At 53.7% G+C, this 22,519-nt stretch carries 19 protein-coding genes; 5 read left to right on the forward strand and 14 right to left on the reverse strand.

All coding sequences use genetic code 11. From position 1 onward, the window contains the following. Positions 1–53: 53 nt before the first annotated feature. From gntT to gntX, 3 genes are all read right to left on the reverse strand, one after another. Positions 54–1,370, reverse strand: coding sequence for a gluconate transporter (gene gntT / locus C5523_RS01850; RefSeq protein ID WP_041851370.1), 1,317 nt, complete (start codon positions 1,368–1,370; stop codon positions 54–56). 332 nt (positions 1,371–1,702) lie between these two features. After that, positions 1,703–2,278 carry a Fe-S biogenesis protein NfuA gene (nfuA, locus tag C5523_RS01855; RefSeq protein ID WP_041851371.1) on the reverse strand — a complete coding sequence of 192 codons (576 nt, stop codon included), beginning with the start codon at positions 2,276–2,278 and terminating at the stop codon, positions 1,703–1,705. A 58-nt stretch (positions 2,279–2,336) separates the two neighbouring features. Next, positions 2,337–3,020, reverse strand: a complete 684-nt coding sequence (gene gntX / locus C5523_RS01860) for a DNA utilization protein GntX (RefSeq protein WP_108700520.1) — start codon at positions 3,018–3,020, stop codon at positions 2,337–2,339. Between the two features lie 38 nt (positions 3,021–3,058). On the opposite strand from gntX, the gene bioH reads away from it, so the two are divergent. Beyond that, on the forward strand, positions 3,059–3,832 hold the full coding sequence (gene bioH / locus C5523_RS01865) for a pimeloyl-ACP methyl ester esterase BioH (protein ID WP_108700521.1): 774 nt from the start codon (positions 3,059–3,061) through the stop codon (positions 3,830–3,832). A gap of 117 nt (positions 3,833–3,949) precedes the next feature. Continuing rightward, complete coding sequence (locus C5523_RS01870) at positions 3,950–4,219, forward strand: YdgH/BhsA/McbA-like domain containing protein (protein WP_041851374.1); 270 nt, start codon at positions 3,950–3,952, stop codon at positions 4,217–4,219. 28 nt (positions 4,220–4,247) lie between these two features. Here the strand turns inward: C5523_RS01870 and feoC are convergent, their stop codons facing one another. The 5 genes from feoC to greB all read right to left on the reverse strand — a co-directional run bounded on the left by feoC (position 4,248) and on the right by greB (position 10,487). After that, the gene (gene feoC, locus C5523_RS01875) at positions 4,248–4,493 is read right to left on the reverse strand and encodes a [Fe-S]-dependent transcriptional repressor FeoC (RefSeq protein WP_041851375.1); all 246 of its coding nucleotides are present in this window, start codon (positions 4,491–4,493) and stop codon (positions 4,248–4,250) included. Positions 4,494–4,504: 11 nt separating this feature from the next. Next, positions 4,505–6,823: a Fe(2+) transporter permease subunit FeoB gene (feoB, locus tag C5523_RS01880; protein ID WP_108700522.1), complete on the reverse strand. Its 2,319-nt coding sequence runs from the start codon at positions 6,821–6,823 to the stop codon at positions 4,505–4,507. 30 nt (positions 6,824–6,853) lie between these two features. Next, positions 6,854–7,081 carry a ferrous iron transporter A gene (gene feoA, locus C5523_RS01885; RefSeq protein ID WP_041851377.1) on the reverse strand — a complete coding sequence of 76 codons (228 nt, stop codon included), beginning with the start codon at positions 7,079–7,081 and terminating at the stop codon, positions 6,854–6,856. 503 nt (positions 7,082–7,584) lie between these two features. Continuing rightward, on the reverse strand, positions 7,585–9,915 hold the full coding sequence (locus C5523_RS01890) for a Tex family protein (RefSeq protein ID WP_108700523.1): 2,331 nt from the start codon (positions 9,913–9,915) through the stop codon (positions 7,585–7,587). Between the two features lie 98 nt (positions 9,916–10,013). Beyond that, on the reverse strand, positions 10,014–10,487 hold the full coding sequence (greB, locus tag C5523_RS01895; RefSeq protein ID WP_041851379.1) for a transcription elongation factor GreB: 474 nt from the start codon (positions 10,485–10,487) through the stop codon (positions 10,014–10,016). A 216-nt stretch (positions 10,488–10,703) separates the two neighbouring features. Here greB and ompR point away from each other — a divergent pair, with 216 nt between their 5' ends. After that, a complete protein-coding gene (ompR, locus tag C5523_RS01900; protein WP_001157751.1) occupies positions 10,704–11,423 on the forward strand; it encodes a two-component system response regulator OmpR in 720 nt (239 codons plus the stop codon). Then, positions 11,420–12,772 (forward strand): two-component system sensor histidine kinase EnvZ, encoded by a 1,353-nt coding sequence (envZ, locus tag C5523_RS01905; protein WP_041851380.1) that lies wholly within the window; start codon positions 11,420–11,422, stop codon positions 12,770–12,772. The genes ompR and envZ overlap by 4 nt, the downstream gene beginning before the upstream one ends. Positions 12,773–12,828: 56 nt before the next feature. On the opposite strand, the gene pckA is transcribed toward envZ, so the two are convergent. The 5 genes from pckA to C5523_RS01930 form a co-directional block, all read right to left on the reverse strand. Beyond that, positions 12,829–14,448, reverse strand: a complete 1,620-nt coding sequence (gene pckA, locus C5523_RS01910; protein ID WP_041851381.1) for a phosphoenolpyruvate carboxykinase (ATP) — start codon at positions 14,446–14,448, stop codon at positions 12,829–12,831. Between the two features lie 350 nt (positions 14,449–14,798). After that, positions 14,799–15,677 (reverse strand): Hsp33 family molecular chaperone HslO, encoded by an 879-nt coding sequence (gene hslO / locus C5523_RS01915; protein WP_041851382.1) that lies wholly within the window; start codon positions 15,675–15,677, stop codon positions 14,799–14,801. Between the two features lie 24 nt (positions 15,678–15,701). Further along, positions 15,702–16,103 carry a ribosome-associated heat shock protein Hsp15 gene (gene hslR, locus C5523_RS01920; protein WP_041851383.1) on the reverse strand — a complete coding sequence of 134 codons (402 nt, stop codon included), beginning with the start codon at positions 16,101–16,103 and terminating at the stop codon, positions 15,702–15,704. Continuing rightward, on the reverse strand, positions 16,103–16,783 hold the full coding sequence (gene yrfG / locus C5523_RS01925) for a GMP/IMP nucleotidase (protein ID WP_041851384.1): 681 nt from the start codon (positions 16,781–16,783) through the stop codon (positions 16,103–16,105). Before yrfG ends, hslR begins: the two co-directional genes overlap by 1 nt. Before the next feature lie 64 nt (positions 16,784–16,847). Next, positions 16,848–18,986, reverse strand: coding sequence for an intracellular growth attenuator family protein (locus tag C5523_RS01930; protein ID WP_108700524.1), 2,139 nt, complete (start codon positions 18,984–18,986; stop codon positions 16,848–16,850). A 320-nt stretch (positions 18,987–19,306) separates the two neighbouring features. On the opposite strand from C5523_RS01930, the gene nudE reads away from it, so the two are divergent. Next, positions 19,307–19,867: an ADP compounds hydrolase NudE gene (gene nudE / locus C5523_RS01935; RefSeq protein WP_041851386.1), complete on the forward strand. Its 561-nt coding sequence runs from the start codon at positions 19,307–19,309 to the stop codon at positions 19,865–19,867. Positions 19,868–19,964: 97 nt separating this feature from the next. On the opposite strand, the gene mrcA is transcribed toward nudE, so the two are convergent. Beyond that, entirely contained in the window at positions 19,965–22,517 is a 2,553-nt protein-coding gene (gene mrcA, locus C5523_RS01940) for a peptidoglycan glycosyltransferase/peptidoglycan DD-transpeptidase MrcA (protein WP_041851387.1), read from the reverse strand. Between the last annotated feature and the right edge of the window lie 2 nt (positions 22,518–22,519).

Below are 22,519 nucleotides of genomic sequence, written 5' to 3' on the forward strand. Positions count from 1 at the left end.
AGAACCCGCCACTCGGCGGGTTCTCTTTTTAACAACCAGTTGGACGGTAGAACTTACACCACCATTCCCAGCAGCAGACAGCCAACCAGACCGCAGACAGAGATAATGGTCTCCAGTGCGGACCAGGACTTCATGGTTTCCCCGATGGTCAGGTTGAAGTACTCCTTGAACAGCCAGAAGCCTGGATCGTTCACGTGAGAGAAAATTACGCTACCGGAACCAACCGCGATAACCATCAGTTCAGGGCTCACGCCAGTGGTGGCAATCAGCGGCGCAACAATCCCGCCTGCGGTAATGGCTGCAACGGTTGCAGAACCCAGCGCGATACGCAGTACGGCGGCAATTGACCACGCCATAAAGATTGGCGAGATGTTGGTTTCATGCATCAGCGAAGCGATGTATTTATCCACGCCGCTATCAACCAGAACCTGTTTGAATGCGCCGCCACCGCCGATGATCAACAGCATCATGGCAATGATTTTGATTGAGCTGGTCAGCGTTTCGTTGATGTCGTCCATGGAACGACCACGGTTCAGGCCGAAGGTGAAAACGGCAATCAGTACCGCAATGAGGGTCGCCATCACCGGATCGCCGAAGAACTCAGCGTAAGGCAGAATCGCATGGCCTTTCGGCAGCAGCATCTCTGCAACCGCACGCAGCGCCATCAGTACCACCGGTACCAGAGAGGTCCAGACGCTGACGCCAAAGCCCGGCATTTCTTCTTCGGTAAAGGTTTTCTTGTTGTACAGCCCTTCAGGAATCGGCTTGTCGATGCCTTTCAGGAAGCGTGCATAGACCGGGCCGGCCAGAATCACTGTCGGGATACCGAGCAGTGTACCGTAGAGCAGCGTTTTACCCATGTCCGCATGGAAAATGGTAGCGATTGCGGTCGGGCCAGGGTGTGGAGGCAGGAAACCGTGAGTAACGGAAAGCGCGGCCGCCATCGGGACACCCACATACAGCAGCGGGATACGGGCTGCGGCAGCGATAGTGAAAACCAGCGGCAGCAACAGGACGAAGCCCACTTCATAGAACAGCGCAAAACCCACGGTAAAGCCGGTCAGTACGACGGCCCACTGAATATGTTTTTCGCCAAATTTTGCAATCAGCGTTGTGGCGATGCGTTGTGCGCCGCCGCAGTCCGCCAGCAGTTTACCCAACATGGCGCCGAAGCCCATGATCAGCGCAAGGCTGCCCAGCGTTCCGCCCACACCGGCTTTGATAGATTTGATAACTGCGTCCAGAGGCATGCCCTGCATCATACCGACGGCGAGTGCCACCAGGATCAGAGCGATAAATCCGTTCAATTTGAAGCGGATCATTAATAACAACAACAAGACTACACCGATAGCAACGATGACTAATGGCATGATTTACCTGGCCTTAATTTGTTATGGGTAACGTCAGTTTTTCAGCGGTTATTGCAGGTTTTAGCCCTGTAAAAACGAAGCGCTGGAGTACCGATATGCCTTACATCCACTTTTTAAAAGGATAGCTGGATGTTTTTATATTTTTGGTACTGGCACAGATGATACGGGTAACATTTATGAAAAGAGAATCACCCGGCGGGTCAAAATTTACGAAGTGAGATGCCTGTCATATTCCAGGCTGGAAATGAGTGCAAAAAAGAGGCGCGAGATAGCGGGGAAAGATACAGGTAACATGCTCTCCCGCATCGGGAGAGCATCAGATAAAAGTCGGCTTAGTAGTAGGAGTGCTCGCCGCGCTGGTGTTCGGTAAGATCGCGTACACCTTTCAGTTCCGGGAATTCGTTAAGCAACTGCTTTTCGATCCCTTCTTTCAGCGTTACATCCACCATTGAACAGCCATTACAACCACCGCCAAACTGGAGGATGGCATAGCCTTCATCCGTAATTTCCATCAGCGTGACGCGGCCGCCGTGGCCTGCCAGTTGCGGGTTGATCTGCGATTGCAGCAGATACTCAACACGTTCCATCAGCGGTGCGTCTTCGGACACCTTACGCATCTTCGCGTTTGGTGCTTTCAGGGTGAGCTGGGAACCCAACTGATCGGTGACAAAATCAATTTCCGCATCTTCCAGGTACGGTGCACTTAACTCATCGACATAGGCGGTCAGTTGTTCAAATTTCAGGGCGGTGTCAGTTGCTTCCACTGCATCTGGCGGACAATAAGAGACGCCGCATTCAGCGTTTGGCGTGCCTGGGTTAATCACAAATACACGGATTTGTGTCCCTTCTTCCTGATTTGCCAGCAGTTTAGCAAAATGCGCTTGCGCAGCATCAGAGATACGGATCATAGCAATGGCCTAATAGTTGACTATTTTACTTGGTTATAATACGCCCATCATCGAGGGTCTACAAGGTTCGACAAAGGCACCATACCTGAACAGACGCCGCGCCGTTGCGCAGGAGCAACCGACTTATTTCCGCGACGGTGCTGCCGGTCGTAACGACATCATCCACGATAACCATATGGAGTCCCTGGACGGGCAATTCAAGGCGAAAGGCATTTTTCAGGTTGCGTTTGCGTAGCCGGGCGCTGAGATGATGCTGAATGGACGTTGCCCGAATGCGGACAATGGCGCCCGGTTCATAGCGACAGCATAACCAGTGGGCAAGCGCACGACAGAGCAGATCACTTTGGTTATATCCTCTGCGCCACTGGCGATGCCGATAAAGCGGTACGCTGATAAGCATATCGGGTTTCTGCCACTGTGTTGTTCTGCGTGCGTTGATGACTGCCAGTACCAGCAGCCGGGCCAGCGCATTTGCCATTTCGGGTCGTCGCACGAATTTGAACTGATGCACCAGCATACTCAATGGCAATGCGTAGTCGCTGACCGCCACCAGATGTTGCCACGGCGGCGGTTTTTGCAGGCATCTGCCGCAAGGCAGTATCCGACTCCTGGCAGGCAAACCACAGGCTGGACAAACGGACAGGGGAGCTACCACCGCCCGAGTACAGCAGGAACACAAGCCCCAGTGCGCTACCGCCAGCGGCATTCGACATAGCCAGCACAAGCCCGGCGCTGTTAGCATGTTCACCCTCCCTGTTTTAAGAAAGAGAACGATAACTGATGAACAACATCTGGTGGGAAACCAAAGGCGAAGGAAATTGCCATCTTGTGCTGCTGCACGGATGGGGGCTGAACGCGCAGGTTTGGGATTGCATTGTGCCGCAACTACGCTCGCAATTTACACTGCATCTGGTGGACCTGCCGGGTTATGGGCGCAGTAGCGGATTTTCGGCAATGACATTGCAGGAGATGGCGGAGTGTGTGTTGGCGCAGGCGCCGCAGCGCGCCGTCTGGCTGGGCTGGAGCCTCGGCGGGCTTGTCGCAAGCAAGGTTGCGCTTCTTGCTCCTGAGCGCGTCAGCGGCCTGGTGACGGTTGCATCATCCCCTTGTTTTGGCGCGCAGGATGAATGGCCTGGCATCAAACCGGATGTGCTGGCCGGTTTCCAGCGACAGCTCAGCGAGGATTTTCAACGTACGGTCGAGCGCTTTCTCGCTCTGCAGACGATGGGTACGGAGACAGCCCGTCAGGATGCACGTCAGCTCAAGCAGGCGGTATTGTCGTTACCGATGCCCTCAACAGAGGTGCTGAACGGTGGGCTGGAGATCCTCAAAACAGAAGATCTGCGCGACGCGCTGTCAGGGCTGGAGATTCCCTTCTTGCGGCTTTACGGGCGATTAGATGGGCTGGTGCCGCGCAAAATTGTTGCCACGCTGGATGCGCGCTGGCCACAAAGCCAGTCGCTGATATTTCCTAAAGCTGCCCATGCGCCTTTTATTTCTCACCCGGACGATTTCTGCAGAGCATTGACAGAATTTAATAGTTTCACGGTGTAATTATTGTGCCACCTGGAAAAAATGCCGTTTCACGACAATACTCAGAGCGTTGCTGCGGTTGGCTTATCTTTCTTTACCACAGCATCACAATCTAAAAAACCGAGGAGAATCAAGTCCATGAAACTTGTTACAGGTATTGTTGCATCTCTGGTGATTGGCTCCCTGTCGTTTGGCGTTATGGCGGCGCAGGAACTCGAAAAAGATAAGGTCGCGGGTATGAATCTGACAAAAGTGGGGACGATTACCACGTCTGATACCTCGGCACCCATGGACGCGAAAAAAGAGCTGTCGAAAAAAGCGGATGAACTGGGCGGCAAATATTTCGTTGTGACCAGCGGCGAGAAGAATGAAAAAGACATCCATGCCACGGCGGATGTCTATAAGTAATGTTATGAGCGGGTCGCCTGACCCGCTATCAGCATCCTGTCAGTGACCACCATTCACGCTGGCAGGCCGATTTTCCTTCCGGGCATTGTTTGCACTCGCCGCTCAGACAGCCGTCCGCCTCTTCCTGAATCCGTACTGCTTTGCCCATGGCTTCCATGCGCGTCAGCATGGCATCGGCCATTGGTCGGGAGAGATGCAGCGCGTTACAGAGCTGGTTGATTTCCATCCGGCCCTGTAAAGCAAGCATATCGCGAACCTCAATTAACGATGCCATGTTTCGTGTCCTTAGTGGCAGTCGCCCGCCGGGCTTTCACAACAACTGGCGACGGTTTTGCGGCTGGCCAGGAGATTCACATCCACGCGACTTCTGGCGCGACGCAGACCGCCAATCACGATGACATTGAACAAGATCACCGCGAGAATACAGGTGAGGCTGTAAACCGGGTGCTCCTCAAAACTCACGGCCTGATAGAACAGCGTGGCAAGTGAATAGGCGATATTCAGCCCCCACAGCACGGAGAACCCCATCCAGCCACGGCTCGATTCACGGGCAATGGCGCCCATTACGGATATGCACGGCGTATAGAGCAGAACGAAAATCAGGTAGCTGTAGGCCGCAGCGGCGCTGCCGAATTTCTCACTCATCACGCCCATAGTGCCTTCTGCCATCTCACCGTCGCCCTTGCTGGCTTCAATAGGGTTGGCCAGTACGCTCAGACTGAAGGTGTTTTTCAGGCTGCTCCAGGTCTCGTCGAGTGCGGCGATCAGTTCATTGCCGAGATTGTATTCTGCGGGATTGAATTCCGCTTTCTGAATGTGTTCGGCGGTATAGAGTGAGTTGAGCGTCCCGACCACCACTTCTTTCGCCATTGCCCCCGTCACCAGGCCAACGGTCGCCTGCCAGTGGTCACCGTGCACGCCAATCGGTTCCAGTATGGGGGTAAAGACGCGGCTTACTGACGCCAGCGCAGAATCGTTAATGTTATCGACCGTTTTACCGCTCAAGGAGAAACTATTGAGAGCACTGAGGAAAATGCTCACGATCACAATGACTTTACCGGCCCGCAGCACAAAGCCTTTCAGACGCTGCCAGGTCTGCAAGACCAGACTTTTCAGGTGCGGCACGTGGTAGACCGGTAGTTCCATAATGAATGGTGACGCTTCGCCACGCATGATGGTGTGTTTAAGCATCAGGCCGGTAAGGATTGCCATCACAATGCCCAGCACGTATAGCGAAAAGACCAGTAACGCCCCCTGCTGGCCGAAGAAGGCCGATGCGAAGACAGCGAAAATGGCCAGACGCGCGCCGCAGGACATAAACGGTGCCATCATCATGGTCATCAGACGTTCACGCGGCGCATCCAGGGTCCTGGCCCCCATCACCGAGGGAACATTGCAGCCAAAGCCGACAATCAGCGGCACGAAGGATTTACCCGGCAGCCCCAGCGCCTGCATCAAACGGTCCATGACGAAGGCCGCACGTGCCATATAGCCGGAGTCTTCAAGGAATGAGAGAAACAGGTACATCATGCCGATTTGCGGTACGAGCGGTAGCACCGTGTTGATACCACCGCCCAGCCCCTGAGCCAGGAAAACGGTCAGCCATTCCGGGAAATGCAGCGTATAGCCCAGCCACTGGATACCGTGGACGAAAATCGCCACTGAACCCGCATCAAAAATCGGCTGTAACGCACCACCGATGTTAATGGCGAGCAGGAACATCAGGTACATCACAAACAGGAAAATCGGTAAGCCAAGGAAGCGGTTCAGAATGATTCGGTCAACGGCTGCCGTAAACTGGCTGGATTCCGCCGTCAGGGTGTTACTGACCGCCTCGCAAATGGCGGCAATGGTTTGATAACGGGCATCGGCAATGTGCAGTGCGGGATCGTCGATTTCGTCCTGAAGGCGTGCCAGTGAAATATCCAGCTTGTGGGCGGCATCACCAGCGTAAGCGCGGCTGTAGATATCGCCTTCCAGCATTTGCAGGCCCAGCCAGCGACGTTGTTGGATGGGCATGTCCGCGGCCATGCCTTGCGCCAGCTCATCGGCTTCACGCGACAGCGGCTGGGCATAGTGAACAAGCTCGATTTGTTTATTTTTCTGATGGCGATCAAGCGCGATTTTTAACGCGTCGATACCGCGACCTCGGGTGGACACCAGCGGAACAACCGGGCAGCCGAGGCGAGCGGAGAGGGCGTCGATATCAATGCGGACTTTTTGCTTCTCGGCAATATCCAGCATATTCAGCGCCACCACGCAGGGAATGCCAAGTTCCAGCAACTGCAACGTGAGATAGAGGTTGCGCTCGAGGTTTGAGGCATCCACGACGTTAATCAGGATGTGCGCATCGCCGCTCAGAATGTAGTGACAGGCAATTTGCTCATCCAGTGAGGTCTGTGACGAGATAGTGGTCAGGGAGTAGGTACCGGGCAAATCGACCAGCGTAACCTGATGGTCGGTCGTAGAGAATTGCCCCTCTTTGCGCTCAACCGTGACACCCGCCCAGTTCCCCACGCGCTGGCGCGCACCAGTTAACTGATTGAATAATGTGGTCTTGCCGGAATTAGGATTACCAATTAATCCCACGGTCAATTTTTTCATTGTTCTTCTCTCTCTTTCATGGCCGGGCCATTAGCGGGAAACGGCTTCCAGTTCCAGAAACGCGAGATCTTTCTTACGCAAGACCAGATTAACGCGTCGGGTTTCAATGTGAATAGGATCACCAAGGGGGGCTACGCGCACGACATTAAATGATGAACCGGGCAACATGCCTAATGAGAGGAGTTTCTGGCGCCACGCAGGGCTAATTTCGCGAGAGAACCCCGTTATTTTCCACGCACTGTCAGGAGAGAATTGCATAGGACCTACTTATCTGTATCGCAAACAACATTCCCACCATGCGCCAGTAAAGCGCATGAAACCAGTTAGTTAGCCAGCACAGCAATGAGTGTCACTCCACTCATACAATGATAATGAGAATAGTTTTTATCATCACTATTAAACCGCGATATTGCGCAAAGCGGAACCACAATCCGAGCCATTGTTGATATGGCTCAAAATTTATGTTGTTTTGCCTTTCCCGTTTGCAATAACAAATAAGAAACAGTGAAGGGATATTTAATTTATTACCCGGACTTAAGGTTAAATTAATAATAAGAATAAAGTTTAAATAATAAAGAGTTATGAGGCGGGTTTATTAACTAAAATATAACTAATATAAAATTAGTTAATAATTTTGAAAATTAATCCAGAGATTATTCAAAGAGTTACTGGCAAGTAAGAAATAACGCAGTACACCTGTTTGTTTAGATTTGAACATCTGGAAGAGGGAGTACCCTCTCCCGAAGGAGAGGGCGAAGGGTTTAACGTTTTTTGCCCATGGCTGCCGCCAGCGCATCCATCATGGCGCTGTTGCCAGCAGGCTGCGACTCGCGCCCGCGTGGTTTCGCCGGACGGGCGGCAGGGCGGTTGCCTGCCTCGCGAGCGCCACCATTACCACGCCGTGAATTGCTGTCTCCCGGCTGCTCATCAAGGCGCATGGTCAGCGCAATACGTTTGCGTTGCAGGTCCACTTCCAGCACTTTTACTTTGACGATATCCCCCGCTTTCACGACGGTATGCGGATCTTCAACAAATTTATCGGCAAGCGAAGAGATATGTACCAGGCCATCCTGATGCACACCGATATCCACAAACGCACCGAAGTTGGTAACGTTGGTCACCGCACCTTCAAGCACCATGCCAGGCAGCAGGTCATTCATCGTTTCAACACCGTCAGCAAACTGGGCGGTTTTGAACTCCGGGCGCGGGTCACGGCCTGGTTTTTCCAGCTCTTTGATGATGTCAGTAACGGTCGGTACCCCGAAGCGCTCGTCGGTAAAGTCGGACGCTTTCAGTGATTTAAGGCCGCTACTGTTGCCCATCAGATCGCGCAGAGACTGCTCTGTCGCCGCCAGAATACGTTCCACAACCGGGTACGCTTCCGGGTGCACGGTAGAGGCATCCAGCGGGTTATCACCATGGTTGATACGCAGGAAGCCCGCGCACTGCTCAAAGGCTTTTGGCCCCAGTCGGCTGACTTTTAATAGTTGCTGGCGATTCTGGAACTGACCATTCTCATCGCGCCAGGCGACGATATTCTGCGCCATCATGCGGGTTAAACCGGCTACGCGAGTCAGCAGAGGAACAGACGCGGTGTTCAGGTCCACGCCGACGGCGTTTACGCAATCTTCGACGACCGCGTCCAGTTTACGGGCAAGCTGGGTCTGGCTGACGTCATGCTGATACTGACCAACCCCGATAGATTTCGGATCGATTTTCACCAGTTCGGCCAGCGGGTCCTGCAGACGACGGGCGATTGACACCGCGCCACGCAGGGAAACGTCCAGATCGGGGAATTCCAGCGCCGCCAGCTCAGAGGCGGAATAGACCGACGCTCCGGCCTCGCTGACGATCACTTTCTGTGCGGTGACTTTCGGGAATTGTTTCTGCACGTCCAGGAAGAAACGTTCGGTTTCACGCGATGCCGTTCCGTTGCCGATAGCGACCAGTTCAACGTTGTGTTTTTCGCATAGCGCGGCGACCACCACGGCGGCTTTTGCTGCCTGGCCGGTGTGTGGGTAAATGGTGTCAGTGGCAACCAGCTTACCCGTGCCGTCGACAACGGCGACTTTCACACCGGTACGCAGACCCGGATCGAGACCCATCGTTGCGCGCAGGCCAGCGGGTGCGGCCATCAGCAGGTCATGCAGGTTACGGGCGAAGACGTTGATCGCTTCATCTTCCGCACGTTCACGCACGGTACCCATCAGTTCGGTTTCCAGGTGCATCAGCACCTTAATACGCCATGTCCAACTGACAACGCCTTTGCGCCAGCTATCTGCCGGCGCATTATTCAGCCGCAGGCCAAGGTGATCCTGAATAATTTGCTCGCAATGGCTCTCTTTTGGCGGCTCATCAAACTGCGGATCGGCATTCAGTGAGAGCTGCAATACCCCTTCGTTGCGGCCACGGAACATGGCCAGCGCGCGGTGTGACGGCACGGTGGAAATCGGCTCATGGTGATCGAAATAATCGCGGAATTTTGCGCCTTCCTCTTCTTTGCCGCTCACTACGGTGGCGACCAGATGGGCGTTTTTCCACAGGTAATCACGCACTTTCGCCAGCAACTGCGCATCTTCGGCAAAGCGCTCCATCAGGATGTAGCGTGCGCCATCCAGCGCTGCTTTGGTGTCGGCAACGCCTTTGTCGGCATCGACGTATTTTGCAGCTTCGTTTTCCGGGTCGTGTGAAGGCTCGTTCCACAGCAAATCCGCCAGCGGCTCAAGGCCTGCTTCAATGGCGATTTGTCCACGGGTGCGGCGCTTGGGTTTGTACGGTAAATACAAATCTTCGAGTTCGGTTTTACTGAGCGTACCGTTGATGGCTTTGCTCAATTCATCGGTGAGCTTACCCTGCTCGCCAATCGACTTCAGGATGGCCTGGCGGCGTTCTTCGAGTTCGCGCAAATATCCCAGGCGGGTTTCCAGATTACGCAGCTGCGTGTCATCCAGACCGCCGGTGACTTCTTTACGATAACGCGCGATAAACGGCACGGTGTTCCCTTCATCAAGCAGGCGAACGGCAGCTTCTACCTGTTCGGATCTGGCCTGAAGTTCACCCGCAATAATGCGGCAGAGCGAATCATTCATCATTTCAATATCATCTTCTGAACAAAATCAGGGGATAGTTATACGGACTGAGACAGAAAAATGCCAGTCGCGCCGGGGGCTACCGGATAGTTCCTGGTGCGTTACTTTACATACTCGATTTCATTAACGTACCAGGTGGCTTCCCCGGCGGGCGTTTGCACCACTGCGACATCGCCGACCTCTTTTTTCAGCAGCGCGCGCGCCATTGGCGAGTCGATAGAGATGTAGTCTTTGCGACCAAAAATTTCGTCGTAACCGACAATGCGAAAACGTAATGTGTTGCCATCGTCATTTTCGATTTCCACCCACGCGCCGAAGAAGACTTTGCCTTCCTGTTGCGGTGAGTAATCGACAATTTTCAGGTTTTCCAGGCACTTTGTCAGATAGCGAACGCGGCGGTCTATTTCACGCAGGCGCTTTTTATTGTACTGGTAGTCGGCATTTTCACTGCGATCGCCGAGGCTCGCCGCCCAGGTGACTTTTTTGGTGACTTCCGGGCGCTCCTGACGCCAGAGAAAATCCAGTTCCTGTTTCAGCTTGTCGTAGCCTTCTCGGGTGATCAGGGGCGTTTTCATTTCGTGGCCTTCTTTTTTCTCTGATTTCTTTACAAATCACCGCCCCTTAAGGTGCGGATTAATCATCATTTCTGTGATGCAATGTGCATATAAGCTACTGTTAAATATGCTTTGTAACAATTTCGACTAGAATTTATACCAGATTTAGCTGGTCCTCGACGCGCACTTTTTTAGAATACGTATTCATAATTGTCGGAACCTTTGGGAGTAAAAACAATGCAAGAGAATTATAAGATTCTGGTAGTGGATGACGATATGCGCCTGCGCGCGCTGCTTGAGCGTTATCTTACCGAGCAGGGCTTCCAGGTTCGTAGCGTCGCTAACGCGGAGCAAATGGACCGCCTGTTGACCCGCGAATCATTCCACTTGATGGTTCTCGACTTAATGCTGCCGGGTGAAGATGGCCTGTCCATCTGTCGCCGCCTGCGTAGCCAGAGTAACCCGATGCCGATCATTATGGTGACGGCGAAAGGGGAAGAAGTTGACCGTATCGTTGGCCTCGAAATCGGTGCTGATGACTACATTCCAAAACCGTTTAACCCGCGTGAACTGCTGGCGCGTATCCGTGCGGTACTGCGTCGTCAGGCAAATGAACTGCCTGGTGCGCCTTCGCAGGAAGAAGCGGTTATCGCATTTGGTAAGTTCAAGCTGAACCTCGGTACCCGCGAGATGTTCCGCGAAGATGAGCCGATGCCGCTGACCAGCGGTGAGTTCGCCGTGCTGAAAGCGCTGGTGAGCCATCCGCGTGAGCCGCTGTCGCGCGATAAGCTGATGAACCTGGCGCGTGGACGTGAATACTCCGCGATGGAGCGTTCTATCGACGTGCAAATCTCCCGCCTGCGTCGCATGGTGGAAGAGGATCCGGCTCACCCACGTTACATTCAGACCGTTTGGGGTCTGGGCTACGTCTTTGTGCCGGACGGTTCTAAAGCATGAGGCGAATGCGCTTCTCACCGCGCAGTTCTTTTGCCCGCACGCTGTTGTTGATCGTCACATTGCTGTTCGTCAGCCTTGTGACGACCTACCTCGTGGTGCTGAATTTCGCGATTTTGCCCAGCCTCCAGCAGTTTAATAAGGTTCTCGCCTACGAAGTTCGTATGTTGATGACCGATAAACTGCAACTGGAGGACGGTACACAACTGGTGGTTCCTCCGGCATTTCGTCGTGAAATTTATCGCGAACTCGGTATCTCACTCTATTCCAATGAAGCCGCAGAAGACGCAGGCCTGCGTTGGGCACAGCACTATGAATTTTTAAGCCAGCAGATGGCGCAGCAATTGGGTGGCCCAACGGAAGTGCGCGTTGAGGTTAACAAGAGCTCGCCGGTTGTCTGGTTGAAAACGTGGCTGTCACCCAATATTTGGGTACGCGTGCCGTTGACGGAAATTCATCAGGGCGATTTCTCCCCGCTGTTCCGCTACACGCTGGCTATTATGCTTTTGGCGATAGGGGGCGCATGGCTGTTTATCCGAATACAGAACCGACCGCTGGTCGACCTGGAACATGCCGCGCTAAAAGTGGGCAAAGGACATATTCCGCCGCCGCTGCGTGAATACGGTGCCTCCGAAGTGCGTTCTGTGACACGCGCGTTTAACCAGATGGCGTCAGGGGTCAAGCAACTGGCGGATGACCGTACCCTGCTGATGGCCGGGGTGAGCCACGATTTGCGTACGCCGTTGACGCGTATTCGTCTGGCCACAGAGATGATGGCCGAAGAAGATGGCTACCTTGCGGAATCGATCAATAAAGATATCGAAGAGTGCAACGCCATCATCGAGCAGTTTATCGACTACCTGCGAACCGGGCAGGAGATGCCGATGGAAATTGCCGAATTAAACGCGGTCCTGGGCGAAGTGGTAGCGGCCGAGAGTGGCTATGAGCGTGAAATTGATACGGCGCTTAATGACAGCGAAATTCTGGTTCGTATGCACCCGCTTTCGATTAAGCGTGCCGTTGCCAATATGGTGGTGAACGCTGCCCGTTACGGTAATGGCTGGATCAAGGTCAGTAGCGGTACGGAGCTTAATCGCGCCTGGTTCCAGGTGGAGGATGACGGCCCTGGCATCAAGCCGGAGCAGCGCAAACATCTGTTCCAGCCGTTTGTCCGTGGCGACAGTGCGCGTAGCACCAGCGGTACGGGTCTTGGGCTGGCGATTGTTCAGCGTATTGTCGATAACCACAACGGTTTGCTTGAGCTTGGTACCAGTGAGCGGGGAGGCTTGTCGATCCGTGCTTGGCTGCCGATTCCCATTACTCGCCTGAACACGCCGGGCAAAGAGAACTAACAGAAACCCGCCTTCAGTGAATTGAAGACGGGTTTTGTTTGGCTTGCGTTGGAAAGTTACAGCTTCGGTCCGGCGCTCACCAGTGCGGCGCCCGCAGGGGTATCCGTATACTTCTCAAAGTTACTGACGAACAGTTTAGCCAGTTGCGTTGCTTTCTCCTGCCACTGTTCCGGCGATGCGTAAGTATTACGTGGGTCGAGGATTTTTGTCTCCACGCCGGGCAATGTTGTGGGGATAGCCAGGTTAAACATCGGCAGGGTGAAGGTCTCGGCGTTATCCAGTTCACCATTCAGAATCGCATCGATAATCGCGCGCGTATCTTTAATGGAGATGCGTTTGCCGGTCCCGTTCCAGCCAGTGTTCACCAGGTATGCCTGCGCACCGACGGCCTGCATACGTTTCACCAGCACCTCTGCGTACTGCGTAGGGTGCAGCGACAGGAATGCTGCGCCAAAGCAGGCGGAGAAGGTGGGCGTAGGCTCCGTTACGCCACGTTCCGTGCCCGCCAGTTTAGCCGTAAAGCCTGACAAGAAGTGATACTGCGTCTGGCTTGCGGTAAGGCGGGAAACAGGCGGCAGCACGCCGAATGCGTCTGCGGTCAGGAAGATAACTTTTGTTGCATGCCCGGCTTTTGAAACGGGCTTAACGATGTTGTCGATGTGGTAGATCGGGTACGACACTCGGGTATTTTCTGTTTTCGAGGCATCGTCATAATCGATGCTGCCGTCAGCGCGTACGCTCACGTTTTCCAGCAGAGCATCCCGACGGATGGCGTGGAAAATATCCGGTTCCGCTTCCTCTGACAGTCGGATGGTTTTGGCGTAGCAACCCCCTTCGAAGTTGAAGACGCCGTCGTCGTCCCAGCCATGCTCGTCATCGCCAATCAGGCGGCGTTTTGGATCGGTAGAAAGGGTGGTTTTCCCGGTGCCTGACAGGCCAAAGAAAACGGCGACATCGCCTTTCTCGCCGACGTTTGCCGAGCAGTGCATCGATGCGATGCCTTTCAGCGGCAGCAGGTAGTTCATCATCGAGAACATCCCTTTTTTCATTTCGCCGCCGTACCAGGTACCACCAATCAACTGAATGCGTTCGGTCAGGTTGAACGCAACGAAGTTTTCTGAATTCAATCCCTGTTCTTTCCATAACGGGTTTGTGCATTTCGCCCCGTTCATGACAATAAAATCAGGTTTAAACTCAGCGAGTTCTTCGTTTGTCGGACGGATAAACATGTTCTTCACAAAGTGCGCCTGCCAGGCGACTTCTGTGATGAAACGAACGGAGAGACGGGTATCCGCGTTGGCGCCACAAAAGGCGTCGATAATAAACAGACGTTTACCGGAGAGTTGTTGCGTCACCAGCCCTTTCAAGTGTTGCCAGACTTCGGGCGAGAGCGGTTTGTTGTCGTTCTTGCCTTTGCCTTTATCAGACCACCAGACGGTGTCTCGGGTGGTGTCATCACGGACAATATACTTATCTTTCGGCGAACGGCCGGTGAAAATACCGGTGTCGACGGCGACAGCACCAGAATTCGTCAATACTCCGCGCTCGTATCCTTCCAGGTCTGGACGGAGCTCTTCCTGATACAGCGTATCGTAGTCGGGGTTATAGACGATATCCTGAACATCGTTGATACCATAAGCCTTGAGATCTTGCGGGGTTAAAACGTTAACGCGCATGTCACTACTCCTTAGCCAATATGTACTGCCTGAAATTGTAGGGTTATTGCTCATTCCCTGACCGCGACGGGGCTCATAGATTTACGTATCTCGACAAGCCCTGGAACGCGGAAAACGCTGTGACATGGGTCACGTGGCGACACAGTTTCTGGCAATAATAGCCAGAATAATCGAGAAAATGTCACTAAAGCGACGTAAAGCGATATTTTTAACGGCAGCTTTGTGACTGTAATCGCTTTCATGAAAGTAAATTACGTAAGACTTTCAGAAAACATTTTAACGGAAACGTGACGTGCTATGCAAAAGCGCCACCGTTCAGGTGGCGCTTTTGCTGACGATTAAGGAAGGTCTTAGTGGACCTGCGGATCGGCAGGCGAGGCGTTGTTACGGATTTCAGCGATATCCATGGCGTTAAACAGATAGTGATTACCGCAGTAATCGCAATGCATGTCGATCTCGCCCTCTTCGGCAATAATGCTGTCAACTTCTTCATCTGGCAGGGTTTTTAATGCGCCAGCACAGCGCTCACGAGAGCAGGTGCATTTGAATTCCACATCCTGCGGGTCGTACAGGGTGACTTCTTCTTCGTGGTACAAACGCCACAGAACATCCTGCGCCGGAAGCGTAAGCAGCTCTTCTGCTTTGATCGTTTCAGTCAGGGTTGCCAGGTGTTCAAAATCCACAGCCTGGGTATCCTGAGCGGGTAAAACCTGCAGCAGCATACCGCCTGCAGCCGGTGCACCCTCCACATCGCCTGTACGGATGAACAAGCGGGTCGGCAGTTGTTCGGAACGCAGGAAGTAATCTTCCAGACACGCTGCCAGCGTATCGCCTTCCAGACCGACGACGCCCTGATAACGTTCACCTTCTTCTGGCGTAATGGTAATGACCAGATAGCCATTGCCAACCAGCGTTTTCAGATCGGCATCGTCAGCAATGTCGCCCTGTACGCGCGCGACACCACGCATCTGTTGACGGTTGTTACCGTTGATGACGGCCAGGCTCATTGGGCCATCGCCCTGTAGCTGAACGGTAATATCGCCCGCAAATTTCAGGGTGGCAGTCAGCAGGCTGGTCGCGACCAGCAACTCGCCGAGAATGTTTTTCACTGGCTGCGGATAGCTATGGTTTTCCAGGATCTGCTTCCAGGTTTCGGAGACGGTTACCAGTTCACCGCGTACGGCATAGTTCTCGAACAGGTAACGGTGTAATTGGTCATGTTGAGCCATAGTTTTCTCTCTTGCGGGTGCGCGTTACTCGCTGTCACCGTATTTAAATTTCATCAGGTCGCGGCGTTCTTTTTTATCCGGACGGCGATCGGGGTGCGGCATTGTAAGCGCATTCATCTTCCGTGCCAGCGCCATTTTTTCGCGCTTCGCTACGCTTTCCGCAGTCTCTTCATACATTTCGACGGCTTCTGCGGCGGGGCGGCGTTGTTCGGTAATAGCTTTAATAATCACCGTACGTTCGTCATTGCCCTGCCTGAGCGTCAGCGTGGCATTCAGTTCGACGATTTTACTCGGCTTGCTGCGCTGACCGTTGTAATGCACTTTGCCGCCTTCGATCATCTCGCGGGCTAAGGCGCGTGTTTTATAGAAACGCGCGGCCCACAGCCATTTATCGAGGCGAACATCAGGTGCTGACTGTTCTTTCATTACCCCTCCTTCACGCTCAGCGAGGGAATCAGGTGGCGATAATCGTTCATGCCAGGATGACGTAAATAGCTTTTCTCCGCCAGACCTGAATCCGGGTTGGTTACGCCCAGGCAGTAACGAATGCCAAATTTTGCGGCGGCATCCAGAATGGGTTCACTGTCATCAATGAACAGCGTTCTTTCGGCGTTTAAGCCGGTCTCTTGCGCCACGGCTTGCCACAAACGCTGATCCTCTTTCGGATAACCAAATGTGTGGGTGGAAAGTAATAAATCAAGGTGTGATGCCAGACCGGTGTGCTCAAGTTTCACCGCGAGATTATGCGGATGCGCATTGGTCAACAGAATGCGCCGCTTACCACTTTTTTGCAGCGCATCAAGAAAAGGGACTGTATCTTCACGCAGTACGGCGCGCGGCCCCTGCTGTGTTGTCATGGCGCAGATATCCAGCCCTAAGCGTTCGCTCCAGTAATCCAGACAATACCAGTTTAGCGTATGCTGAACGGCATGATATTCCTGACGAAGAATGGCCTGAGCCTCTGCGGGTGAAATGCCCTGCTTTGCGCCAAACGTCTCCGGCACCAGTTTTTGCCAGAAATAATTATCAAAGGCGAGATCGAGCAGCGTACCGTCCATGTCCAGCAGAACGGTATCCACGTTCTGCCAGTCGATATCAAAATGCATAAGAAACTCCAGCCAGAAATAACGATGCGCGACAGGTTAGCATACCCGGCGCGCATGACATTTATCAGGTCAGGCTATCGGGTGCGGGGATAAGCCCGGGGTTCAGGCAGTTTTCGTAGTATTGCTGAATTTCAGCCAGACGCGTGCGGTTTCGATGGTAGCGGCGCAGCGCCTGGACGCCGTTATAAACGCAGCAGACAATCATTGCCAGAAGCAGAAGCGCGGTGCTGACGTAGCGCCAGAGCCCGGTTGTGCTATTTGGCATACGGTGCAGGCTGATATGACGAGTACCGTTGGCGTCAGTCGAAATATTGGTGATGATGCCCTCGGCGGTAAAAGGGGTTTGCATCAGCATTCCCGCCAGGCGTTGGAACTCTGCCCACTGTTCGGCGGCAGGATAGTCATACAACGCGACACCAGGGTAGGGCTGATCTACCAGCTCGCTTCCTTCTTCACTCACAATCAGGAAGCCGCCTGGTGCCGGGCTGTTAAGCGCCTGTGCCGCGCGGGTCGTTTCGCGCAAAATAAAGGGTGCGGTGGAGGTGGTGACCAGGTTGTCCAGCGATTCTGCGCTGACCGGGCGCAGCAACACATTCACGCCGGTGAGTTTGCCCGCGCTGGCGCGTGACGTCAGTGTATCCCAGTCTTTACTGTTCCCCAGGTTGACCAGCGCGTTTTTAAGCCGCAGGCAGTCATCCTCTGCTGAACAGAGATCCTGCGTTTTCAGCACAATCTCAGAAAAATCATCCAGTAAGACCATGCCTGATTTTTGGATTGCCGTACGCAGCGCCGGGCTCACGCGAGAGCCGTCATCCTGTTTCGGATGCAACTGGCGGTTGACGGCTTCCACCAGTGCCGTCGCTTTGGTGACGGTTTCTGATTCCGGCAAGGGCAGCGGCGGCGCATCGTTCCAGATAATTTGTGAACAGTCGAACGGCGCAAAAGGCGAGCTTTGGCGCGCGCTCCAGTTGCTTGACGAATGGATGCTACACATGCCGGTGCCGTGAATCTTTAGCGAGTCACCAATACGCAGCCCTGCTTCTTCAAGTTGACTAACTTTCGTGGCTTCGATGGTCTGCGCCCCTTTAATCCATGAAAGGGTAAACTTGATGGGCATATCCAGCGGAACCCACATCAGCAGCATAATCAGAACCAGCAGCGCTCCGGCTGAAATCACGGCGCTGCGCACCCAATGCTGGAGGGGGAAGTTCTTGACCTCATCATGCAGCGATAAAAAGCGCCCCTGTCGAACCACGTGACGATCGAGATAGATATCAATATCGCTTTGTTGCCCCAGGTCCTGGGCGATAAAAGGTTGCCAGTGTTTTGGGTAGATAAGATCAATAATGCCTAACGAGATATTGTTGATCTGTTCCTGATTGTTCTCACCAAAAAGCCCCCACCGTTTGGGCGTGCCGCGCAGGCAGTGGATTTCGCGCAACGCAGTTTGCGCGGGCGGTGCGAAGATGCCCCAGAGCCCGGCCGCAAGCAGCATAATTCCGCCACCAGCAAGCCACGGGACAAACACGTCCGGGGTGACCAGGCAGAAAAAGAACAGTAAAAACGATGTTGAAACCAGTAAGGCTTCACGCATGCCGTCCGGGCGGCTCAGCGCATACTCTTCCACCGTTTCATGGCGAATATTAAGTAGCTCAATTTGCTCCGTCTCTTCGCCGCGGATAGCTGAGTGGGACGAGGGAACCTGTTCTGGCACCAGGCTGTGTTCTTCCGGACGGAATTCATTCAGGGCGTGGCCATTTAGCGAAATGACCAGCGGAAGAGTGTCGGTACGGATAAGCTCAACGCTGTTTTCGTCATTGATATACTGCTCCCAGAACGGCGGCAGATGGACTTCAACAGAATCGAGATAGTAGCGCCATTTGTTCGGGGCATCGGTCGTAATCCCGTAACGAGTGATCGCACGGGTGACGCTGATGACGGTATTACTTTGCGCGTTGAGGGTGAGGGAGATCGGGGCAGCCGTCGCACCGGTCGGGCCCGGTACCTGACGGGTACGGGAGAGCGATTCCAGATAGCTTTCAACAGCGCTGCGCTCATCAGGAGTTAATTTGCGGGTTGTCGCGCCAGCGAAAGCTTGCAGATGTGGCAGGCGGTATCGTCTTTGCGATCGCGCTCTGTAAAACCACCCAACAAGGCATACGCAGGCCAGCATAGCAGCGAAATAAATCAAAATGGTGCTCATGCTTTCCCCATCTTACTTTTACTAGCAGGTGTAGTCAGTTGCACCCTTTCCCGTAAATTCAATGAATATGGCTGGAGCGTTATCGGGCAAATCGTTAGTCTAATAGGTGAGCGCCTGACAACATGCAAAATAGTAGCAAAGCCGCAATAGAGCGAATATCAGCAAATTCTTAGTTTTATTTCAACCTCTTGACTTTTAGGTTTATTTGGGAAATAGCTTCTGCTAAGTTACAGGAATGTAAATGAGGCGCGAAGAACATTGCCGAAACAGTGTCGCATGTCGCACAATAATGCCAGTAATCTCTGGAAAGACCGATAATAATGAGCGAATCATTGCAAAAACCCACCATTCTTAACGTTGAAACCGTCGCGTCTTCACGACTTTTTAACGTCGAAAGTGTGGACCTGGAATTCAGCAACGGCGTACGTCGTGTCTATGAACGTATGCGTCCCTCGTCACGCGAAGCGGTGATGATTGTGCCTATTGTAGACGATCATATCATTCTCATTCGCGAATATGCTGTGGGTACCGAATCTTATGAGCTGGGGTTTTCCAAGGGATTGATCGATCCCGGTGAAAATATGTATGAGGCGGCCAACCGCGAGCTTAAAGAAGAGGTGGGTTTTGGCGCGAAGGAATTAACATTCCTGAAAAAACTCAGCATGGCTCCGTCTTATTTCTCCAGCAAAATGAATATCATGGTCGCTGAGGATTTATACCCGGAGTCGCTGCCCGGTGATGAGCCAGAGCCGTTACCGCAGGTGCGTTGGCCACTGGCCCATTTAATGGACTTGCTGGAAGAGCCTGATTTCAATGAGGCCCGCAATGTAAGCGCGCTGTTCTTATTAAGAGAGTGGCTTAAAGGGCAGGGCAGGTTATAAAAAAGCGCGTAAGCGCTTTTTTTATGTCTGACAGAACTGCGGCCCGCCCGGATAAAACATTTTTGCGTTCCATCCGGGGAGCCCTGGCAGGCTTTTATCAGAACAATTCGTGCGTCTCGCCATTATCAATAATGGTGGTTCCCACTTCGTGCACGGCCTGCTGTGTCGGCTGCGTCCCGTCAATAAAATACTCCTGACGGCTGCTGCCTCCACTTGCCAGTTGCCCTGTGCTCCGGTCGATATTTACCGTCACTATTCCTGGCGGTGGCGTGAGCGGTTGCTCCGGTACGCCATTGAGAACAACCTGCATGTAAGCATCCCATGCTGGCTGCGCACTCTTCGCGCCGCCTTCGTAACCCGAGATCTGATCTTTGATAGCGCCCGACGCGGAGGTGCGTCCCAGATCGCGACGGTGATCATCAAAACCGATCCAGACCGACGTCACTACGCCCGGACCATAACCGGAGAACCAGGCATCTTTCGAGCTGTTGGTGGTCCCGGTTTTCCCACCGATATCATTACGTTTGAGATCGCGACCTGCGCGCCAGCCTGTGCCTTGCCAGCCTGGTTCACCGAAGATGTTACTGTTAAGCGCGCTCTTGATTAAAAACGATAGCGGCGTACTGATCACGTGCGGTGCATACTCCTGACCACCGCTCTTCACCACCAGATCCTGATTGGCTTGCTCCAGTTGCGGCATCGGTATGGAAGGATTCTGCTGCTCCTGAGAGATAGCGACGTTTTCCATATCTTTGTTTTCCAGCACGTCTGATTTCGGTGTGTCCCCATAAATTACCGGGATATTACACTCCGCGCAGGCGACCTTTGGCCGGGCTTCGAACAGAACATTACCCTGATCGTTTTCAATTTTGGTAATGAAGTACGGATCGATGAGGAAACCGCCGTTCGCCATGACTGAATAGCCGCGTGCTACCTGCATGGGCGTGAACGACGCGGAACCCAGCGCCAGCGACTCCGTGTGCACGATGTTTTGTGCCGGGAAACCGAATCGCTGTAAATACTCGGCGGCGTAATCTACCCCCATTGCACGCATAGCGCGTACCATCACCACGTTCTTCGACTGCCCCAGCCCCTGACGCAGGCGAATTGGCCCGGCATACTCATCTGGCGAGTTTTTCGGACGCCAGTCGGAACCCGCCCCTGCATCCCAACGGGAGATAGGCACATCGTTCAGAATACTGGCCAGCGTCAGGCCTTTGTCCATCGCCGCGGTATAAAGGAATGGTTTGATGTTAGAGCCAACCTGACGCAGCGCCTGGGTGGCGCGGTTAAATTTGCTCTGATTGAAATCAAAGCCGCCAACCAGCGCCAGCACGGCACCGTCGTGCGGGTTGATGGAGACCAGGGCAGAGTTAACATCCGGCACCTGGGCCAGCCACCAGCCTTCATTTACCATGCGCACCCAAATCTGCTGACCTGCCAGCACCACATCGGTCACTTTGCGTGGGGTTGGGCCCTGTGCGGTGTCGGAACGATAAGGGCGTGCCCAGCGCATTCCGTCCATATGCAGTGATACGGAGGTCCCGTCGCCCAGCATCGCGGTGGCTTCTTGCGCATTGGCGGCCGTCACGACAGCAGGCTCCAGCGGCCCGTAGGTCGGCAACGCTTTTAGGGTGTCGGTGATTTTTTTACTGTCCCACGCGCTTTCGCCCGGTTTCCACAGCACATTCGACGGGCCGCGATAACCGTGGCGCATATCGTAGTCCATCACGTTATTGCGCACGGCATCCTGCGCCGCCAACTGCACTTTACGGGTGATGGTGGTGTAAACACGATAACCGTCTTCGTATGCTTTATCGCCGTAGCGATTCACCATCTCCTGACGCACCATTTCTGAGAGGTACGGCGCCGAGAAGGCAATTTCCGGCGCATGGTAATCCGCATCAATGGCTTCGCCGCGCGCCTGGTCATACTGCGTCTGGCTGATGTAGCCCTCGCTCAGCATACGGGACAGCACCACATTACGGCGAGCCGTTGCGCGGTCAAGCGAATAGAGCGGGTTAAAGGTGGATGGCGCTTTGGGCAACCCGGCAATGACCGCCATCTCACTCAGGGTGAGCTGGTCGACGGGTTTGCCAAAGTAGACCTGTGCCGCCGCACCCACGCCATAAGCACGATAACCGAGGTAAATCTTATTGAGGTAAAGCTCGAGGATCTCGTCTTTATTCAATAACTGCTCGATGCGGATAGCCAGGAACACTTCCTTGATTTTACGCATCAGCGTGCGTTCCGGACTCAGGAAGAAGTTACGTGCGAGCTGTTGCGTGATGGTGCTGGCACCCTGTGAGGCGTGACCAGAGAAAAGCGCTACGCTGGCCGCACGGAAAATCCCCACCGGATCAACGCCATGGTGTTCATAGAAGCGGCTGTCTTCTGTGGCGACAAACGCTTTCACCATTTCTGGCGGAATCTGATTCAGCGTCAGCGGAATACGACGTTTTTCACCGTACTGCGCAATCAATTCGCCGTCGGCGCTATAGACCTGCATCGGGATTTGTAGTCGCACGTCTTTCAGCGTCGCGACGTCAGGTAGCTGTGGCTCAATGAATTTGTACAACCCATAAATCGAGCCTGCTCCCAGCAGAATGCAACACACTGCAAGGATCAATAAATACTTTACGAACTTCACCG

The organism is Phytobacter sp. SCO41 (genome assembly GCF_003073275.1).
GTDB classification, from domain to species: Bacteria; Pseudomonadota; Gammaproteobacteria; order Enterobacterales; family Enterobacteriaceae; genus Phytobacter; species Phytobacter diazotrophicus.

Excerpts from the sequence above, each read along its gene's own strand:
- hslR (WP_041851383.1), bottom strand. The coding sequence starts at position 16,103 with ATGAAAGAACAGTCAGCACCTGATGTTCGCCTCGATAAATGGCTGTGG.
- gntX (WP_108700520.1), bottom strand. The coding sequence starts at position 3,020 with ATGCTAACAGCGCCGGGCTTGTGCTGGCTATGTCGAATGCCGCTGGCG.
- bioH (WP_108700521.1), top strand. The coding sequence starts at position 3,059 with ATGAACAACATCTGGTGGGAAACCAAAGGCGAAGGAAATTGCCATCTT.
- gntT (WP_041851370.1), bottom strand. The coding sequence starts at position 1,370 with ATGCCATTAGTCATCGTTGCTATCGGTGTAGTCTTGTTGTTGTTATTA.
- hslO (WP_041851382.1), bottom strand. The coding sequence starts at position 15,677 with ATGGCTCAACATGACCAATTACACCGTTACCTGTTCGAGAACTATGCC.
- ompR (WP_001157751.1), top strand. The coding sequence starts at position 10,704 with ATGCAAGAGAATTATAAGATTCTGGTAGTGGATGACGATATGCGCCTG.
- C5523_RS01930 (WP_108700524.1), bottom strand. The coding sequence starts at position 18,986 with ATGAGCACCATTTTGATTTATTTCGCTGCTATGCTGGCCTGCGTATGC.
- C5523_RS01870 (WP_041851374.1), top strand. The coding sequence starts at position 3,950 with ATGAAACTTGTTACAGGTATTGTTGCATCTCTGGTGATTGGCTCCCTG.
- envZ (WP_041851380.1), top strand. The coding sequence starts at position 11,420 with ATGAGGCGAATGCGCTTCTCACCGCGCAGTTCTTTTGCCCGCACGCTG.
- pckA (WP_041851381.1), bottom strand. The coding sequence starts at position 14,448 with ATGCGCGTTAACGTTTTAACCCCGCAAGATCTCAAGGCTTATGGTATC.
- yrfG (WP_041851384.1), bottom strand. The coding sequence starts at position 16,783 with ATGCATTTTGATATCGACTGGCAGAACGTGGATACCGTTCTGCTGGAC.
- nfuA (WP_041851371.1), bottom strand. The coding sequence starts at position 2,278 with ATGATCCGTATCTCTGATGCTGCGCAAGCGCATTTTGCTAAACTGCTG.
- C5523_RS01890 (WP_108700523.1), bottom strand. The coding sequence starts at position 9,915 with ATGATGAATGATTCGCTCTGCCGCATTATTGCGGGTGAACTTCAGGCC.
- nudE (WP_041851386.1), top strand. The coding sequence starts at position 19,307 with ATGAGCGAATCATTGCAAAAACCCACCATTCTTAACGTTGAAACCGTC.
- greB (WP_041851379.1), bottom strand. The coding sequence starts at position 10,487 with ATGAAAACGCCCCTGATCACCCGAGAAGGCTACGACAAGCTGAAACAG.
- feoA (WP_041851377.1), bottom strand. The coding sequence starts at position 7,081 with ATGCAATTCTCTCCTGACAGTGCGTGGAAAATAACGGGGTTCTCTCGC.
- feoB (WP_108700522.1), bottom strand. The coding sequence starts at position 6,823 with ATGAAAAAATTGACCGTGGGATTAATTGGTAATCCTAATTCCGGCAAG.
- feoC (WP_041851375.1), bottom strand. The coding sequence starts at position 4,493 with ATGGCATCGTTAATTGAGGTTCGCGATATGCTTGCTTTACAGGGCCGG.